At 71.3% G+C, this 16,647-nt stretch carries 14 protein-coding genes; 12 read left to right on the forward strand and 2 right to left on the reverse strand.

Annotated elements, in window-relative coordinates; genetic code table 11:
- Positions 1 to 92: 92 nt before the first annotated feature.
- Positions 93 to 1,895, reverse strand: a complete 1,803-nt coding sequence (locus ACQF4J_RS35280) for a glycoside hydrolase family 15 protein (RefSeq protein ID WP_351574665.1) — start codon at positions 1,893 to 1,895, stop codon at positions 93 to 95.
- Positions 1,896 to 2,358: 463 nt separating this feature from the next.
- Here ACQF4J_RS35280 and ACQF4J_RS35285 point away from each other — a divergent pair, with 463 nt between their 5' ends.
- The 10 genes from ACQF4J_RS35285 (at position 2,359) to ACQF4J_RS35330 (ending at position 13,954) form a co-directional block, all read left to right on the forward strand.
- Positions 2,359 to 4,047 (forward strand): CTP synthase, encoded by a 1,689-nt coding sequence (locus ACQF4J_RS35285; RefSeq protein WP_351574668.1) that lies wholly within the window; start codon positions 2,359 to 2,361, stop codon positions 4,045 to 4,047.
- An 87-nt stretch (positions 4,048 to 4,134) separates the two neighbouring features.
- Positions 4,135 to 4,761 (forward strand): NUDIX hydrolase, encoded by a 627-nt coding sequence (locus tag ACQF4J_RS35290; protein WP_351574461.1) that lies wholly within the window; start codon positions 4,135 to 4,137, stop codon positions 4,759 to 4,761.
- A gap of 169 nt (positions 4,762 to 4,930) precedes the next feature.
- On the forward strand, positions 4,931 to 6,994 hold the full coding sequence (locus ACQF4J_RS35295) for a tetratricopeptide repeat protein (protein ID WP_351574464.1): 2,064 nt from the start codon (positions 4,931 to 4,933) through the stop codon (positions 6,992 to 6,994).
- A gap of 144 nt (positions 6,995 to 7,138) precedes the next feature.
- Complete coding sequence (ald, locus tag ACQF4J_RS35300) at positions 7,139 to 8,254, forward strand: alanine dehydrogenase (RefSeq protein ID WP_351574670.1); 1,116 nt, start codon at positions 7,139 to 7,141, stop codon at positions 8,252 to 8,254.
- Between the two features lie 414 nt (positions 8,255 to 8,668).
- The gene (locus tag ACQF4J_RS35305; RefSeq protein WP_079078189.1) at positions 8,669 to 9,802 is read left to right on the forward strand and encodes a ParA family protein; all 1,134 of its coding nucleotides are present in this window, start codon (positions 8,669 to 8,671) and stop codon (positions 9,800 to 9,802) included.
- Positions 9,787 to 10,353 carry a hypothetical protein gene (locus ACQF4J_RS35310; protein ID WP_351574467.1) on the forward strand — a complete coding sequence of 189 codons (567 nt, stop codon included), beginning with the start codon at positions 9,787 to 9,789 and terminating at the stop codon, positions 10,351 to 10,353. The genes ACQF4J_RS35305 and ACQF4J_RS35310 overlap by 16 nt, the downstream gene beginning before the upstream one ends.
- A gap of 19 nt (positions 10,354 to 10,372) precedes the next feature.
- A complete protein-coding gene (locus ACQF4J_RS35315; protein ID WP_427167632.1) occupies positions 10,373 to 11,527 on the forward strand; it encodes a segregation and condensation protein A in 1,155 nt (384 codons plus the stop codon).
- On the forward strand, positions 11,524 to 12,177 hold the full coding sequence (scpB, locus tag ACQF4J_RS35320) for an SMC-Scp complex subunit ScpB (RefSeq protein WP_351574473.1): 654 nt from the start codon (positions 11,524 to 11,526) through the stop codon (positions 12,175 to 12,177). The genes ACQF4J_RS35315 and scpB overlap by 4 nt, the downstream gene beginning before the upstream one ends.
- Entirely contained in the window at positions 12,177 to 13,301 is a 1,125-nt protein-coding gene (locus tag ACQF4J_RS35325; protein WP_351574475.1) for a pseudouridine synthase, read from the forward strand. Before scpB ends, ACQF4J_RS35325 begins: the two co-directional genes overlap by 1 nt.
- A gap of 95 nt (positions 13,302 to 13,396) precedes the next feature.
- On the forward strand, positions 13,397 to 13,954 hold the full coding sequence (locus tag ACQF4J_RS35330; RefSeq protein ID WP_351574478.1) for a TIGR03086 family metal-binding protein: 558 nt from the start codon (positions 13,397 to 13,399) through the stop codon (positions 13,952 to 13,954).
- Here the strand turns inward: ACQF4J_RS35330 and ACQF4J_RS35335 are convergent, their stop codons facing one another.
- Complete coding sequence (locus tag ACQF4J_RS35335; RefSeq protein WP_351803554.1) at positions 13,955 to 14,827, reverse strand: DUF72 domain-containing protein; 873 nt, start codon at positions 14,825 to 14,827, stop codon at positions 13,955 to 13,957.
- An 82-nt stretch (positions 14,828 to 14,909) separates the two neighbouring features.
- Here ACQF4J_RS35335 and ACQF4J_RS35340 point away from each other — a divergent pair, with 82 nt between their 5' ends.
- Positions 14,910 to 15,626 (forward strand): NUDIX hydrolase, encoded by a 717-nt coding sequence (locus ACQF4J_RS35340; protein ID WP_351574484.1) that lies wholly within the window; start codon positions 14,910 to 14,912, stop codon positions 15,624 to 15,626.
- Positions 15,623 to 16,645, forward strand: a complete 1,023-nt coding sequence (locus ACQF4J_RS35345; protein WP_351574487.1) for an ADP-ribosylglycohydrolase family protein — start codon at positions 15,623 to 15,625, stop codon at positions 16,643 to 16,645. Before ACQF4J_RS35340 ends, ACQF4J_RS35345 begins: the two co-directional genes overlap by 4 nt.
- Positions 16,646 to 16,647: the final 2 nt, after the last annotated feature.

Below are 16,647 nucleotides of genomic sequence, written 5' to 3' on the forward strand. Positions count from 1 at the left end.
TGCGTTCGCTGCGGCCCCGCCGCGTGGGCGCGACCGGCCACGACGTCGCCGCGGACGACCGACGGCCCGTCGCGGGCTTTCCAGCGGAGCGCCTAGCCCCCGTAGGCTCCCGAGGCCGTCAGGCGCAGGGCCGTGTCGATGAGCGGGACGTGGCTGAAGGCCTGCGGGAAGTTGCCGACCTGGCGCTTGAGGCGCGGGTCCCACTCCTCGGCGAGCAGGCCGAGGTCGTTGCGCAGCGAGAGCAGCTTCTCGAACAGCTTCCGCGCCTCGTCCACCCGGCCGATCATCGCGAGGTCGTCCGCCATCCAGAACGAGCAGGCCAGGAAGGCACCCTCGTCGCCGGGCAGGCCGTCTACGCCCTCGCTGTCGCCCTCGGTCGGGTAGCGCAGGATGAAGCCGTCCGCGGTGGACAGCTCGCGCTGGATCGCCTCGATCGTGCCGATCACGCGCTTGTCGTCCGGCGGCAGGAAGCCCATCTGCGGGATGAGCAGCAGCGACGCGTCCAGCTCCTTGGAGCCGTACGACTGCGTGAAGGTGTTGCGCTCCTTGTCGTAACCCTTCTCGCACACGTCCCGGTGGATCTCGTCGCGCAGCTCCTTCCACCGCTCCAGCGGGCCGTCGGCGTCGCCGGACTCGATGAGCTTGATGGTGCGGTCGACGGCGACCCACGCCATGACCTTGGAGTGCACGAAGTGGCGGCGCGGGCCGCGCACCTCCCAGATGCCCTCGTCCGGCTCGTCCCAGTGCTGCTCCAGGTAGCGGATCAGCTTCAGCTGGAGCAGGGAGGCGTAGTCGCTGCGGGCCAGGCCCGTCATGTGGCCCAGGTGCAGGGCCTCGGTGACCTCGCCGTAGACGTCGAGCTGGAGCTGGTGGGCGGCGCCGTTGCCGACCCGCACGGGCGCCGAGCTCTCGTAGCCGGGCAGCCAGTCCAGCTCGGCCTCGCCGAGCTCGCGCTCGCCCGCGATGCCGTACATGATCTGCAGGTTCTCCGGGTCGCCGGCGACCGCGCGCAGCAGCCACTCGCGCCAGGCGCGGGCCTCCTCGCGGTAGCCGGTGCGCAGCAGCGAGGACAGCGTGATGGCCGCGTCCCGGAGCCAGGTGTAGCGGTAGTCCCAGTTGCGGACGCCGCCGATGTCCTCCGGGAGGGAGGTCGTCGGCGCGGCGACGATGCCGCCCGTCGGGGCGTACGTCAGCGCCTTCAGCGTGATCAGCGAGCGGATCACCGCTTCGCGGTACGGGCCGTGGTAGGTGCAGTGCTCGACCCACTCCCGCCAGAAGTCCTCCGTCGCCTGCAGCGAGCCCTCCGGGTCCGGCAGCGCGGGCGGCTGCTTGTGCGAGGGCTCCCAGGAGATCGTGAACGCGATCCGGTCACCCGGGGCGACGGTGAAGTCCGAGTACGTGGTCAGCGACTTGCCGTAGGTCTCGCACTCGGTGTCGTACCAGACCGAGTCCGGGCCGGCCACGGCGACCGTGCGGCCGTCGTGCTTGTGCACCCAGGGCACGACCCGGCCGTACGAGAAACGCATCCGGAGGGCCGAGCGCATGGGCACGCGGCCCGAGACGCCCTCGACGATGCGGATCAGCTGGGGGGCGCCGTCACGCGGGGGCATGAAATCCGTCACTCGGACCGTGCCGCGCGGGGTGTCCCACTCGGATTCCAGGATCAGCGAGTCGCCGCGGTAGCCGCGCCGGGCCGCCGTCGGGGGCTCGGCGTCGGAGGCGTGGGCGGGGCCCAGACGCCAGAATCCGTGCTCCTCGGTGCCCAGCAGGCCGGCGAAGATGGCATGCGAGTCGAAGCGGGGCAGGCACAGCCAGTCCACCGTGCCGTCCCGGCAGACCAGGGCAGCGGTCTGCATGTCTCCGATGAGTGCGTAGTCTTCGATGCGCCCGGCCACGTGCAACTCCAGTCGAACGGCCACGTCACCCCCAGCAGGGGGCTGTCGCTATTGCGGTCAAGGGGTCGTTGTAATGCGTCGTTGAGCGGTGAAGCAAAGCAGTCGTGCCTGCCGTGTGGCAAAACGACAATTGATGCTCAACGAACTGACGAGCTCTCGTTGTTCCGGTGATTACAGGCGGGGGTGGTGCCGTGTACCCGGCCGGGCTCGGCAGCGAGTGTCCGAGCAGGATACGACGCACGTAGATGATCTGTGTGCCGCTCCGGGCAACCCACGTCGGCCGAACGGGTGAGCAACGAGGGGGAAACAGTTGAAAGCGTGTGCGTCCGTGGCGACCCGTGTGCGGAGCGTGCCCGGAAGCCATCGGCTGCCTTCGCTGATACCCTGGTAGCCCGTGGACCGGTGGGCGAGAGAACCCCGGAACCGCAACCCAAACCGCGACCACGGGAGCCCCCTCTTGGCCATGCCGCCCGCTGCTTTTCGAAACAGCACAGCTTCGACGACCAAGCACATCTTCGTCACCGGGGGTGTCGCCTCCTCGCTCGGCAAGGGCCTCACCGCCTCCAGCCTTGGCATGCTGCTCAAGGCGCGGGGCCTGCGCGTGGTCATGCAGAAGCTCGACCCGTACCTGAACGTGGACCCGGGCACGATGAACCCCTTCCAGCACGGTGAGGTGTTCGTCACCAACGACGGCGCCGAGACCGACCTGGACATCGGCCACTACGAGCGCTTCCTCGACCGGGACCTGGACGGCTCGGCCAACGTCACCACCGGCCAGGTCTACTCGACGGTGATCGCCAAGGAGCGGCGCGGCGAGTACCTGGGCGACACCGTGCAGGTCATCCCGCACATCACCAACGAGATCAAGCACCGCATCCGCCGCATGGCGACGGACGAGGTCGACGTCGTGATCACCGAGGTCGGCGGCACGGTCGGCGACATCGAGTCGCTGCCGTTCCTGGAGACCGTCCGCCAGGTGCGGCACGAGGTCGGCCGTGACAACGTCTTCGTCGTCCACATCTCCCTCCTGCCCTACATCGGCCCGTCGGGAGAGCTGAAGACGAAGCCGACCCAGCACTCGGTTGCGGCCCTGCGGAACATCGGTATCCAGCCGGACGCGATCGTGTTGCGCTGCGACCGCGAGGTGCCCACCGCGATCAAGCGGAAGATCTCGCTGATGTGCGACGTCGACGAGGCAGCGGTGGTCGCCTGCCCCGACGCGCGCTCCATCTACGACATCCCGAAGACCGTGCACGGCGAGGGCCTGGACGCCTATGTCGTCCGCAAGCTGGACCTGCCGTTCCGCGACGTGGACTGGACGACCTGGGACGACCTGCTCGACCGCGTCCACAACCCCGACCACGAGATCACCCTGGCCCTGGTCGGCAAGTACATCGACCTGCCCGACGCCTACCTCTCGGTCACCGAGGCGCTGCGCGCCGGCGGCTTCGCCAACCGGGCCCGCGTCAAGATCAAGTGGGTCACCTCCGACGACTGCAAGACCCCGGCGGGCGCCAAGGCGCAGCTGGAGGACGTCGACGGCATCTGCATCCCCGGCGGCTTCGGCGACCGCGGTGTGCTCGGCAAGGTCGGCGCGATCAAGTACGCCCGCGAGAACCGGATCCCGCTGCTCGGCCTCTGCCTGGGCCTGCAGTGCATCGTGATCGAGGCCGCCCGCCACCTGGCCGACATCCCGGACGCCAACTCCACCGAGTTCGACTCGGCCACCGCCCACCCGGTCATCTCCACCATGGCCGAGCAGCTGGACATCGTCGCCGGCGAGGGCGACATGGGCGGAACGATGCGCCTGGGCATGTACCCGGCCAAGCTGGCCGAGGGCTCCATCGTGCGCGAGGTGTACGACGGCAAGGAGTACGTCGAGGAGCGGCACCGTCACCGCTACGAGGTCAACAACGCCTACCGCGCGGAGCTGGAGAAGAAGGCGGGCATCCTGTTCTCCGGCACCTCGCCGGACGGCAAGCTCGTGGAGTACGTGGAGTACCCCCGTGAGGTGCACCCCTACCTGGTCGCCACCCAGGCGCACCCCGAGCTCCGCTCGCGTCCGACCCGGCCGCACCCGCTCTTCGCGGGCCTGGTGAAGGCGGCCGTCGAGCGTCAGCGGGCCGAGGGCGCGCAGGCGAATTCGGACTGACACAAGAGTTGTACGGTGGCCGGGGCGCGCGCATTCAAAAGGTGGGCGTCCCGGCCGCTTCTTTTTGCACATGGGGAAGGACAGGGCATGACCATCGAGGACACCTCCGCGGAGTGGGAGATCCGGTCGACGGAGATCCCGTTCACGGGCGCCAAGACCGCCGTCCGTACGGACGAGGTCGTCATGCCCGACGGCTCGGTCGTCCGCCGCGACTACCAGGTCCATCCCGGCTCGGTCGCCGTCCTCGCCCTCGACGACACCGGGCGCGTCCTGGTCATCCGCCAGTACCGTCACCCCGTGCGGCAGAAGCTGTGGGAGATCCCGGCCGGTCTGCTCGACGTCCCCGGCGAGAACCCGCTGCACGCCGCCCAGCGCGAGCTGTACGAGGAGGCCCACGTCAAGGCCGAGGACTGGCGGGTGCTGACCGACGTCTACACCACGCCCGGCGGCTGCGACGAGGCCGTGCGCATCTTCCTGGCCCGCGATCTGTCCGAGGCGGACGGCGAGCGCTTCGAGGTCGAGCACGAGGAGATCGACCTGGAGTACGAGCGCGTGCCGGTCGACGAGCTGGTGCGGGGCGTCCTGGCGGGCGAACTGCACAACAACTGCCTCGTCGTCGGCGTCCTTTCGCTCGTCGCCGCGCAGAACGGCGAGGGGCTGGACGCGCTGCGTCCGGCGGAGGCGCCGTGGCCCGCGCGTCCGTTCGAGGCCTGAAGCCGCTCGGGCCATCAGAGACGCCACCGGTGTGACCATCTGCTGATCCGATCGGGGGACCTGCCCGCCGCGCTCCACCTGGACCGTTGCAGAGCGTGAACTAGGCTCTGTTACCGCCCGGACCGGAGTCCCGGCGGGCTCTTGCGTGTGGTGGGACGGGAGTGTGCCCGTGACGGATCAGGCGGTGGACCCAGGCGGCGTACGGCTGTCGGAGCGCGGTGCTGCGGAGCGTCAGTTCCTCGGCCGTACAAGGGAGTTGAAGGAACTGCGCGCCGACATCGCGCGTGCGGGCCTGGACACCCTGTCCGGAAAGAAACCTCCACGCGCGCGTGTGCTGCTCATCGCGGGACGGCCCGGCTCCGGGCGCACGGCCCTGGCCGAGGAACTCGTACGGCAGGTCGCGGACCGTTACGACGACGGGGTGCTGCGGGCGCGGCTCAGCGAGCCCGACGGCACCCCTGTCCCCACCGAGCGCACCGCTCGCGACCTGCTGGCGGCGCTGGACCGGCCGACCCCGGCCGGAGCCGCCGCGGACGAGCTGTCCGAGGCGCTGCGCACGGCCCTCGCCGACCGCCGGACGCTGATCCTGCTCGACGACGCGGCCGACGCCGAGCAGGTCGACGCCCTGCTCCCGGACAGCCCGGACTGTCTGGTCGTCGCCGTCTCCGACGGCCCCCTCACCGGCATCTCCGACGTCCGCCCCTGCACCCTCGGCGGCCTCGACACCAAGTCCGCCATCGAGCTGCTGACCGAGTACACCGGCTCCGTCCGCATCACCGTCGACCCGCGGGCCGCCGAGGGCCTGGTCGAGGAGTGCCAGGGCCAGCCCGCCGCGCTTCGGCTGGCGGGCGGCTGGCTCGCCGCGCGTCCCAAGGCCGCCGTCGCCGACCTCGCCAAGCAACTGCGGGCCGACGGCCAGGAGGGCACCCCGCTCGGCCGCGTCTTCCGGCTCTCCTACGCCTCGCTGCCCTCCGCCGCCGCCCGGATACTGCGACTGCTCTCCCTCGCGCCGGGCGGCCTGATCGACCCGCACAGCGCGTCCGCGCTGGCCGGCTGCTCGGTGGGCGGCGCCCGCACCACGCTGGACGACTTCGTCGCCCTCGGCCTGCTGCGCTCCGTGGACTCGCCGCTGCCGCAGTACGAGGTCCCGGGTTGTCTGCACCCCCTGCTCAAGACCCTCGCCGAGACCCAGGAGCGCCCCGCCGAGCTGCAGCTGGCCCGCGCCCGGATGCTGGAGCGGACGGTGCGGCTGCTGCAGTCGTGCCGGGCCATCACCGAGACCGACAGCGCCGAGGCCCGCGAGAAGCTCCAGGGCATGCCCCGCTCCCTGCGCTTTCCGCACCCGCGCGCCGCCGAGGACTGGCTGCGGCTGCGCCGGCCGGCCCTGCTGGCCGCCGCCCGGGCCGCGGTGGCCGACGGGGAGCTGGACACGCTGGCCCGCCGCCTGATGTCCCAGCTGGTCAGGACGATGGTCGCGCACTTCGGCATGCAGGCCGCCGCGCCGGACCTGTACGGCGTCCACGGGCTGGTCCTGGACGTCGCCGAGCGCCGGAAGCTGCCCCGGGAGGCCGCGGCGGCCCTGCTGAACCTGGGGGACCTGGACGCGCAGACGGGGCGCACGGCGGACGCCCTGATGCGCTACCGGGCCGCGCTGGACGCCGGACGGGAGGCGAACGACCCGTACGCGACCGGACGCGCGATGGAATCCGTAGGCGGCGCGCATCTGGAGCTCGGGGACTACGACCGGGCCGCCGACTGGTTCGGCCGGGCCCTCGCCCAGCGCCTGGCCCGGGACGAGCGCGCCGAGGCCGCCCGGCTGTATGGCCGTATCGCCGCCGCGCACACCTACGCGGGCCGCTACGGCGAGGCGCTGCGCAACTGGCGGTCGGCGGCCGCCGGACACCGCAAGAACGGCGATGTGGCCGCCCAGGCACGGGCGTTGAGCGAGACGGCGCGGGTCCAGGAGTACGCCGGACGCCCGGAGGAGTCGCTGCGAACCTGCCACGAGGCGCTGGACCTCGCGCGCCGCGCCGACGACGTACGGCTCCAGGCGGCGCTGCAGCTGCGGCTCGCCGACACGATGGACCACCTCGGCGATCCCGCCGCCGCGCAGCTGCACCGGGGCGACGCCGAGCGGCTGCTCGGTGAGGAGCCGGACCTGCCGGAACCGATCGATGAAACGAAACAAGACGCTGACGCCTGCGAAATCCGTAGTACACCTGCTGAAGATTGATGCAATGAAAGGCTAGACACCGGGAACACCTTCATTAGACTGGCTCTGCCGCACCTTCTCCTGCGGTGTCTCCCGGTGTGCTCATGCATGCCTGGGTATGTGTTGTATTGCCCCACATCCACTGAGCCAAGGACCGTGATCGACGTGAAGGTCGGCATCCCCCGCGAGGTCAAGAACAACGAGTTCCGGGTGGCCATCACCCCGTCCGGCGTGCACGAGCTCGTGCGCCACGGCCACCAGGTCGTCATCGAGCAGGGCGCCGGTGCCGGCTCGTCGATCCCGGACGAGGAGTACGTCGCCGCGGGCGCCCGGATCCTCGGCACCGCCGACGAGGTGTGGGCCACCGCGGACCTGCTGCTGAAGGTCAAGGAGCCCATCGCGGAGGAGTACCACCGCCTGCGCAAGGACCAGACGCTCTTCACCTACCTGCACCTGGCCGCCTCCAAGGAGTGCACGGACGCGCTCATCGAGTCGGGCACGACCGCGATCGCCTACGAGACCGTCGAGCTGCCCTCCCGCGCGCTCCCGCTGCTCGCCCCGATGTCCGAGGTCGCGGGCCGGCTCGCCCCGCAGGTCGGCGCCTACCACCTGATGCGCTCGGTCGGCGGCCGCGGCGTGCTGCCCGGCGGCGTCCCCGGCACCCAGCCCGCGCGGGCCGTCGTCATCGGCGGCGGCGTCTCCGGCTGGAACGCCACGCAGATCGCCGTCGGCATGGGCTTCCACGTCACCCTGCTCGACCGCGACATCAACAAGCTCCGCGAGGCCGACAAGGTCTTCGGCACCAAGGTCCGCGCGATCATGTCCAACTCCCTGGAGCTGGAGAAGGCCGTCCTGGACGCCGACCTCGTCATCGGCGCGGTCCTCATCCCGGGTGCCAAGGCCCCGAAGCTGGTCACCAACGAGCTCGTGGCGCGGATGAAGCCGGGAAGTGTCCTTGTCGACATCGCGATCGACCAGGGCGGCTGCTTCGAGGACTCCCACCCGACCACGCACGCCGAGCCGACCTTCCAGGTGCACGACTCGGTCTTCTACTGCGTCGCCAACATGCCCGGCGCGGTGCCCAACACCTCCACCTACGCGCTCACCAACGCCACGCTGCCGTACATCGTCGAGCTGGCGAACCGCGGCTGGGTGGAGGCGCTGCGCCGCGACCCCGCGCTCGCCAAGGGCCTCAACACCCATGACGGCAAGGTCGTTTACCGCGAGGTCGCGGAGGCGCACGGCCTGGAGCATGTGGAGCTCGAGTCGCTCCTCGGCTGAGTCCCCCGCCGGCCACCGGAGAACTAAGTCACCTTTTCGTAAAGGCGATACGTCAACAAGACGCGTCAACCCTGCACACACGGCCGGACCTTGCCCCACAAGGTCCGGCCGAATGTGTGTATGGTCACTTTGCGACTCTCGCTCAACTCGCCTCGAACGTAACTCTTCGGTCGATTCGCACACCGGTGAAACCTGCCGTGCGACGGCCGTACGCCCTTGACAGTGGGATGTTTCATTGTCGACACATCGAGCCGGGTCCGGCGGATTGTGTTGCTGTGGACGCCCGACACGCCATAGAGTCGCCAACCGTCGGCATGGTGCCACGCTGACCTGTCTAGAAGTTTCCTGGTCACCAAGGAGGTAAGACGACTTGTGAATGAGTCGACATTTTCTCCCGGGGGTGGTCAACCAGGAATGCCTGTACGGGGCCAGGGCCCCGCGGGGTTCGAGGCTGTCGGCTCCGTTGCTGTGCGCACCTTCGCAGCCCACCAGAGCCCCGGTCCGCAACTTGCCGGGACAGCACACCAGAGCATGGATGGCCATCACGTGAACGCCATGGCCGGCGACGGAAGTGGCGCGCCCCACAACCACTTCGCCGACTACGACGAACTGCCCGACGGGCACTTCTACGACCCGGACGCCGAGTACGAACCCGATCCCGAGTACGCGGCCACGCTCGCGCCCGACGCCGCCCGGCAGCGCCGTGAGCGCGTCGGCCCGACCGGTCGCCCGCTGCCGTACTTCCCGATCCCGGGGCCGCTGACCGACCACGGCCCCGCGAAGATCATCGCGATGTGCAACCAGAAGGGCGGCGTCGGCAAGACGACGTCGACCATCAACCTGGGTGCCGCGCTGGCGGAGTACGGACGGCGCGTGCTGCTCGTGGACTTCGACCCGCAGGGCGCGCTGTCGGTGGGTCTCGGCGTCAACCCGATGGAGCTCGACCTCACCGTCTACAACCTGCTCATGGAGCGGGGCATGGCGGCCGACGAGGTGCTCCTGAAGACCGCGGTCCCGAACATGGACCTGCTCCCGAGCAACATCGACCTGTCGGCGGCCGAGGTCCAGCTGGTCTCCGAGGTCGCGCGCGAGTCGACGCTGCAGCGTGCGCTGAAGCCGCTCATGGCCGACTACGACTACATCGTGATCGACTGTCAGCCCTCGCTGGGTCTGCTGACGGTGAACGCGCTGACGGCCGCGCACAAGGTGATAGTGCCTCTGGAGTGCGAGTTCTTCGCCCTGCGTGGTGTCGCGCTGCTGACGGAGACCATCGAGAAGGTTCAGGAGCGGCTCAACCCCGAGCTGGAGCTCGACGGGATCCTCGCCACGATGTACGACTCGCGCACCGTGCACAGCCGTGAGGTGCTCGCGCGTGTCGTCGAGGCGTTCGACGACCACGTCTACCACACGGTCATCGGGCGCACGGTCCGCTTCCCGGAGACCACGGTCGCCGGCGAGCCGATCACCACGTACGCCTCCAACTCCGTCGGCGCCGCCGCCTACCGTCAGCTCGCCAGGGAGGTGCTCGCCCGGTGTCACGCCGAGTGAGTCTGCCGGGGGCCGACGAACTCTTCCGTACGACAGGGGGAATGGCGCTCCAGCCGTCCACGCCGCGGCGTGGGGCCAACGGTGAGGCCAGGGTGCCCGCGCCCGCCGGCGAGAGCGACCCGGCCGTGGTGCCGTCCGAGGACGCGCCGCAGTCGGTGCCCGCGCAGGGCGGCGACGGCGAGGGCGCCGAGCACGTGGCGGCGGAGCCGGAACAGTCGATCGACGCGGGCGAGTCCCGCAGCCGCCCCGCGCGGCGTCAGACGGCGCAGGAAGGTTCTGCCGCGCCGGCGGCCGCCGCACAGCCCCGCAAGCGCGGACGGGCTGCCAACCGGCGCCCCAGCGGGCGGGAGCGGCACGACGAGAAGATCACCGTGTACGTCTCCGCCGAGGAGCTGATGGACCTGGAGCACGCCCGTCTCGTCCTGCGCGGCGAGCACGGGCTGGCGGTCGACCGCGGGCGGATCGTCCGCGAGGCGGTCGCCGTGGTGCTGGCCGATCTGGAGTCCCGTGGGGACGCGAGCATTCTGGTACGTCGGCTGCGCGGGCGGTAGGCGGTAGCCTGCGGGGGCCATGACCTCGAACGACGTTCCCAGCCCCGGCGCAGGCGCCGGCCGTCGGCGTGCGCTGGGGCGGGGACCGGGCACCGCGCCCGCCGAGGCCCCGGAGACCGCACCGGAGGGTGTACCGGCCGTCGTACCGGAGGTCGTACCGGCCGATGTGGAACCGGAGCCGGAACCTGCCGATGTGGAGCCGGAGCGGGAACCGGCCGATGTGCAACCGGAGCCGGAACCGGCCGTTGTGGAGCCGGAGCCGGAGCCGGAGCCGGAGCCGGAGCCGGAGCCGGAGCCGGAGCCGGCCGTTGTGGAGCCGGAGCCGGAGCCCGAGGTGCTCCCCGAGGCCGCTGCCGAGGCACCCGGCGACGGCGTCTTCAAGGTGCGGCTCTCCAACTTCGAGGGCCCCTTCGACCTGCTGCTCCAGCTGATCTCCAAGCACAAGCTGGACGTCACCGAGGTCGCCCTGTCCAAGGTCACCGACGAGTTCATGGCGCACATCCGGGCCATGGGTCCGGACTGGGACCTGGACCAGACGACCGAGTTCCTCGTCGTCGCCGCCACCCTGCTCGACCTCAAGGCCGCCCGGCTGCTGCCGTCCGCCGAGGTGGAGGACGAGGGCGACCTGGCGCTCCTCGAGGCACGGGACCTGCTGTTCGCGCGGCTGCTGCAGTACCGGGCGTACAAACAGATCGCCGACATCTTCAGCGCCCGGCTGGAGGACGAGGCCCGGCGCTACCCCCGTACCGTCGGCCTCGAACCGCACCACGCCGAGCTGCTGCCCGAGGTCGTCATCAGCATCGGCCCGGAAGGCTTCGCCCGGCTCGCGGTCAAGGCGATGCAGCCCAGGCCCAAGCCGCAGGTGTACGTCGACCACATCCACGCGCCGCTGGTCAGCGTGCAGGAGCAGGCCGGGATCGTGGTGGCGCGGCTGCGGGAGCTCGGCGAGGCCAGCTTCCGGGCCCTGGTGGAGGACACCGACGACACGCTCACCGTCGTGGCGAGGTTCCTGGCGCTGCTGGAGCTGTACCGGGAGAAGGCCGTGGCCCTGGAGCAGGAGACGGCCCTCGGGGAACTGCTCGTGCGGTGGACCGGCGGCGAGGGTGAGGCCCAGCCGAAGGTGACCGACGAATTCGACCGACCGCCCGAGCCGCCCAAGGAGGACAAGGCGTGAGCGATGACACCACCGAACTCCCGGCCGGGCTGCGTTCCGTCGCCGGCCTCGACCTCAAGCCCGCCCTGGAAGCCGTCCTGATGGTCGTGGACGAGCCCGCGACCGAGGAGCATCTGGCGAAGATCCTGGAGCGGCCCAGGCGACAGATCGCGAGCGCCCTGCGGGAGCTGGCCGACGACTACACCGTGCAGGGCCGTGGCTTCGAGCTGCGGTTCGTCGCCGGCGGCTGGCGTTTCTACACCCGCCCCGAGTACGCCGCGGCCGTCGAGCGCCTCGTCCTGGACGGCCAGACGGCGCGGCTCACCCAGGCGGCCCTGGAGACGCTGGCCGTCGTCGCCTACCGCCAGCCGGTGAGCCGCAGCCGCGTCTCGGCCGTGCGCGGAGTCAACTGCGACGGGGTCATGCGCACCCTGTTGCAGCGGGGTCTGGTCGAGGAGGCGGGCACGGAACCCGAAACAGGTGCGATCCTGTACAGGACGACGAACTACTTCCTGGAGCGGATGGGCCTGCGCGGTCTGGACGAGCTCCCGGAGCTCGCGCCCTTCCTCCCGGAGGCGGAGGCGATCGAGGCCGAGACCCAGGAGGGCGTGCCGTCGTTCGATCCGGACGCTCCGGATTCCGAGGACGCAGACGACAAGACGGAACTTTGATGCGAAGCAGCAGCGGCAGGAACAGCAGCGGAAACAACGGCGGGAGCCGTGGTGGCAACAGCGGCGGCCGCGGCGGGAGCAGCGGTGGCCGCGGTAACTACCGCGGCGCCGGCAATTCCCGTGACGACAAGCAGGGGGCCGGCCGGCCGAAGAAGCCGCGCCCGGAGGAGCGGCGCTACGACGTGGGCCCCGGCGCCACCCAGGACGGCCCGAAGTCGGGCCGCGGCGGTTCGGCCCGCGGCGGCGCCAAAGGCGGCCCCAGGCAGTCCCAGCAGGGCGGGCGCGGGCGTACTGCCCCCGGCACCTCCCGCGAGTACGAGGCGCGCGCCGAGGAGCGCAACCGGGAGCGGTACGCGGGCAAGAAGGAAGTGAAGCTGCCCAAGACGTTCCCCGGCGCCGAGCAGGAGGGCGAGCGGCTGCAGAAGGTCCTCGCGCGCGCGGGCTACGGCTCCCGGCGTGCCTGCGAGGAGCTCATCGAGCAGGCCCGCGTCGAGGTCAACGGCGAGATCGTCCTCGAGCAGGGCAAGCGCGTCGACCCGGAGAAGGACGAGGTCAAGGTCGACGGCCTGACGGTCGCGACGCAGTCGTACCAGTTCTTCTCGCTGAACAAGCCCGCCGGTGTCGTCTCCACGATGGAGGACCCGGAGGGCCGTCAGTGCCTCGGGGACTACGTCACCAACCGGGAGACCCGGCTCTTCCACGTGGGACGGCTCGACACCGAGACCGAGGGCGTCATCCTGCTCACCAACCACGGCGAGCTGGCGCACCGGCTGACCCACCCCAAGTACGGCGTGAAGAAGACCTATCTCGCCGCCATCGTGGGCCCCATCCCGCGCGACCTGGGCAAGAAGCTCAAGGACGGCATCCAGCTGGAGGACGGCTACGCCCGCGCGGACCACTTCCGGGTCGTCGAGCAGACCGGCAAGAACTACCTGGTCGAGGTGACCCTGCACGAGGGCCGCAAGCACATCGTGCGCCGCATGCTCGCCGAGGCCGGCTTCCCGGTCGAGAAGCTGGTGCGCACCTCCTTCGGGCCGATCACCCTGGGCGACCAGAAGTCGGGCTGGCTGCGACGGCTGTCGAACACCGAGGTCGGCATGCTGATGAAGGAAGTCGATCTCTGATCCCGCCCGCGGGTCTCGGCCGGTTCCGGATTCGTCCGGGCCGGCCGATTCGTTTTGGCGCCCCCGCCGGTCTGTAGAGGGACGGAGGGAGCGCCATGACCACGACGAGGGACTGCGGTGCACTGCTGGAGCGTTCGCTCGCCTACGCGCTGGGGAGCGTCGCAGCGGTGCCGCCCGGGAGCCTGGAGCGGGCCACGCCGTGCGCGGACTGGGATCTCGGGGAGCTGCTCGGGCATCTCGCCGACTCGCTGGACGCGCTGTACGCGGGGCTGACGGGCGGGCGGATCGGGCTGTCGCCCGCGGCTCCCGCGGCCGTCGACCTCGCCTGCGCGTTCCGCACGCGCGCGTGTGCCGTGCTCGGGGCCTGGGCGGCCGGGCCGGGGGAGCGGGTGCTGGTGGGCGAAGTGCCGCTGGACGTGCGGGTGATGGCCGCGGTGGGCGCCGTCGAGATCACCGTGCACGGGTGGGACGTGGCGCGGTCCTGCGGGCGGCCCCGGCCCGTGCCGCGTGCGCTGGCGGCCGAACTGCTGCCGGTGGCGCGGTGCGTGGTCGCGCCCGAGGACCGCGGCGTCCGGTTCGCCGCGCCGGTCACCGTGTCCCCGTACGCGGGTCCCGGCGCCCGGTTGCTGGCCTTTCTGGGGCGCGACGGCTGATCAGCCGCAGCCCGATCCCGTCCGGCCCGCGCCGTCGAGCAGGCGCCGCATCAGCTCGGCGGCCCGGACGGACGCGGTGCCGCAGCAGTTGTTGAACAGGACGTGCAGCCGGTCGACGCGGGCGGCGAGGTCCCGTAACCGCGGGAGCCACTCGGCGAGTTCGTCCTCGTCGTAGTCGTGCCGGAAGCGGTCCTCCTTGCTGCCCGACCCCCAGGCGGGACTGCGCCCGTGGAAGCGGACGACGGACAGCCGCGACGAGGTCACCGGGGTGACCGGCGGAACGGACGAGGGCAGCGTCCGGTTCATGTCGACGGCCACCGCCGTCATGCCGTACCGGCCGAGCAGGGCGCGGGTCGCCTCCGCCCACTCCTCGCGCCACCATCCGGGGTGCCGGAACTCCACGGCGAGCGGCCATCCGGCGGTCCGCTCGGCGCACTCCTTCAGGAACTGCCCCGCCCGTCGGCCGGGCCGGAACCACGGCGGGAACTGGAACAGCACGCCGCCCAGCCGCCCGGCCTCCCGCAGCGGCTCGATCCCCTCGGTGAAACGGGCCCACACCTCGTCGAGCACCTTCGGGTCGTGCGGTCTCGCGGGAATCCCGTCCGGCAGGGCCGCGTCGCGGGCCGGGTGGCCGGTGAGCAGCGAGAAGGCCTTCACGTCGAAGACGAAGCCGTCCGGGGTCCGTTCGGCCCACAGCCGGCTGTTGCGGGCGCTCGGCAGTCCGTAGTACGTCGAGTCGACCTCGACGACCGGGAATCGCTCGGCGTAGTACCGCAGCCGCCCCTCCGGGTCCCTGCGCCCCGCCGGGTACCAGCCGCTGCCCACCAGCGCGCGGTCCGTCCACGAACACGTGCCCACCAGGATCTCACCCATGGCGTGCCGGTTACCCCCGGAGGGCTTGTGAAAGCACCGGTCCCGTGTTTATAGTCGAAGTGACCATTAAGGGGGTGGGGGCATGGAGTACGACAAGTACGCCTACGAACCCTTCGCCGTCACCGTCGACCTCGCCGTCCTGACCATCCGCGACGGCGCCCTGCACGTCCTGCTCGTCGAGCGCGGACAGGACCCGTTCGCCGGTCACTGGGCGCTGCCCGGCGGCTTCGTCGAGCCGGACGAGTCCGCCGAGACGGCCGCGGGGCGCGAACTCGCCGAGGAGACGGGCCTGCAGGACGTCACCGGACTGCACCTGGAGCAACTGCGGACCTACAGCGAACCCGGCCGCGATCCCCGGATGCGGGTGGTGTCCGTCGCGTTCACGGCGCTGCTGCCGAACGCGCCCGAGCCGCACGGGGGCAGCGACGCGGCGGACGCGCGGTGGGTGGAATGCGACACGGCGCTGCCTCTCGCCTTCGACCACGACCGCATCCTCGCCGATGCCCGCGACCGCGTCGGCGCCAAACTCGAGTACACCTGCCTCGCCACCGCCTTCTGCCCGCCCGAGTTCACCCTCGGCGAGCTGCGGCAGGTCTACGAGACGGTCTGGGGCACCGCGCTGGACCGGCCCAACTTCCGCCGCAAGGTGCTCGCCACACCGGGCTTCGTCGAGCCCGTCGCGGGCGCCGCGCGCCTGACCGGCGGGCGCGGCAAACCCGCCGCCCTCTACCGCGCGGGACCGGCCACCAGCCTCTCTCCGCCCCTCCTCCGACCGTCCCGGGAAGGACGCCCCGCATGACCGCAACCATCGTCGACAAGCGCGCCGCCACCGGGGCGTTGACCGGGCTCGCCCTCGGGGACGCGCTCGGCTTTCCCACCGAGTTCAACGACGTCCCGGCGATCCTCGCCAAGTGCGGGCCCTGGCGGCAGATGCCGCTGCCGACGCCCGCGATCGTCACCGACGACACCCAGATGACGCTGGCGGTCGGGCGGGCCCTGCGGACGGCCATGGACCGCGGAGTCCTCGCGCCGCAGCTGCTTCAGCGACCGCTGCGCCAGGAGTTCGTGGACTGGTACCAGTCGCCGGAGAACAACCGGGCGCCCGGCAACACCTGTCTGCGCGCCTGCGAGCTGCTCAAGGACGACAACCGGGCCTGGCAGGACGCCAGCCAGATCGGATCCAAGGGCTGCGGCGCCAACATGCGCGTCGCGCCGATCGGACTCGTCCCCAACCTGAGCGACGAACAGCGCTCGGGCGCCGCCCAGTTGCAGTCCGCGCTGACCCACGGACACCCCACGGCCCTCGCCGCCTCCGACCTCACCGCCCGTGCCGTACGCCTGCTCGCCCAGGGCGCCGAGCCCACCGGACTCGTCGGACAGCTGCGGTCGTACGCCCTGGAGAACCGCAGCAACTACCGCCACCGCTGGCTCGGTGACCTGTGGGAGCGCAGCCAGGATCCGAGCCCCGAGCACTTCATCGCGCGCGGCTGGGACGAGTGCCTGGAGGTCCTCGGCCGCCTTCAGGACGCGGTGCGCACGGTCTCGCCGGAGACCGACCCGTGCCTGGCCACCGGCGCCGGCTGGATCGCCGAAGAGGCCCTCGCCACCGGCCTGTTGTGCTTCCTGATGTTCGTCGACGAGCCCGTCACCGCGATCCGGCGGGCCGCCTGCACCTCCGGCGACTCGGACTCCATCGCCTGCCTCACGGGCGCCTTCGCCGGCGCGTACCTGGGCGCCGGCGCCTGGCCGACGGAGTGGGCGGACCGCATCGAGTACCGGGGCGACCTGATGACCCTCGGTGCCCTCTGGGACGCTTGAGC

Origin of the sequence: Streptomyces sp. C1-1 (assembly GCF_050214755.1) — a bacterium.
GTDB lineage: Bacteria > Actinomycetota > Actinomycetes > Streptomycetales > Streptomycetaceae > Streptomyces.

What these genes read in the sequence shown, in the direction of transcription:
- ACQF4J_RS35315 (WP_427167632.1), top strand. Translation starts at nt 10,373, where the DNA reads ATGACCTCGAACGACGTTCCCAGCCCCGGCGCAGGCGCCGGCCGTCGG.
- ACQF4J_RS35345 (WP_351574487.1), top strand. Translation starts at nt 15,623, where the DNA reads ATGACCGCAACCATCGTCGACAAGCGCGCCGCCACCGGGGCGTTGACC.
- ACQF4J_RS35325 (WP_351574475.1), top strand. Translation starts at nt 12,177, where the DNA reads ATGCGAAGCAGCAGCGGCAGGAACAGCAGCGGAAACAACGGCGGGAGC.
- ACQF4J_RS35305 (WP_079078189.1), top strand. Translation starts at nt 8,669, where the DNA reads ATGCCTGTACGGGGCCAGGGCCCCGCGGGGTTCGAGGCTGTCGGCTCC.
- ACQF4J_RS35290 (WP_351574461.1), top strand. Translation starts at nt 4,135, where the DNA reads ATGACCATCGAGGACACCTCCGCGGAGTGGGAGATCCGGTCGACGGAG.
- ACQF4J_RS35340 (WP_351574484.1), top strand. Translation starts at nt 14,910, where the DNA reads ATGGAGTACGACAAGTACGCCTACGAACCCTTCGCCGTCACCGTCGAC.
- ACQF4J_RS35335 (WP_351803554.1), bottom strand. Translation starts at nt 14,827, where the DNA reads ATGGGTGAGATCCTGGTGGGCACGTGTTCGTGGACGGACCGCGCGCTG.
- ACQF4J_RS35330 (WP_351574478.1), top strand. Translation starts at nt 13,397, where the DNA reads ATGACCACGACGAGGGACTGCGGTGCACTGCTGGAGCGTTCGCTCGCC.
- ACQF4J_RS35285 (WP_351574668.1), top strand. Translation starts at nt 2,359, where the DNA reads ATGCCGCCCGCTGCTTTTCGAAACAGCACAGCTTCGACGACCAAGCAC.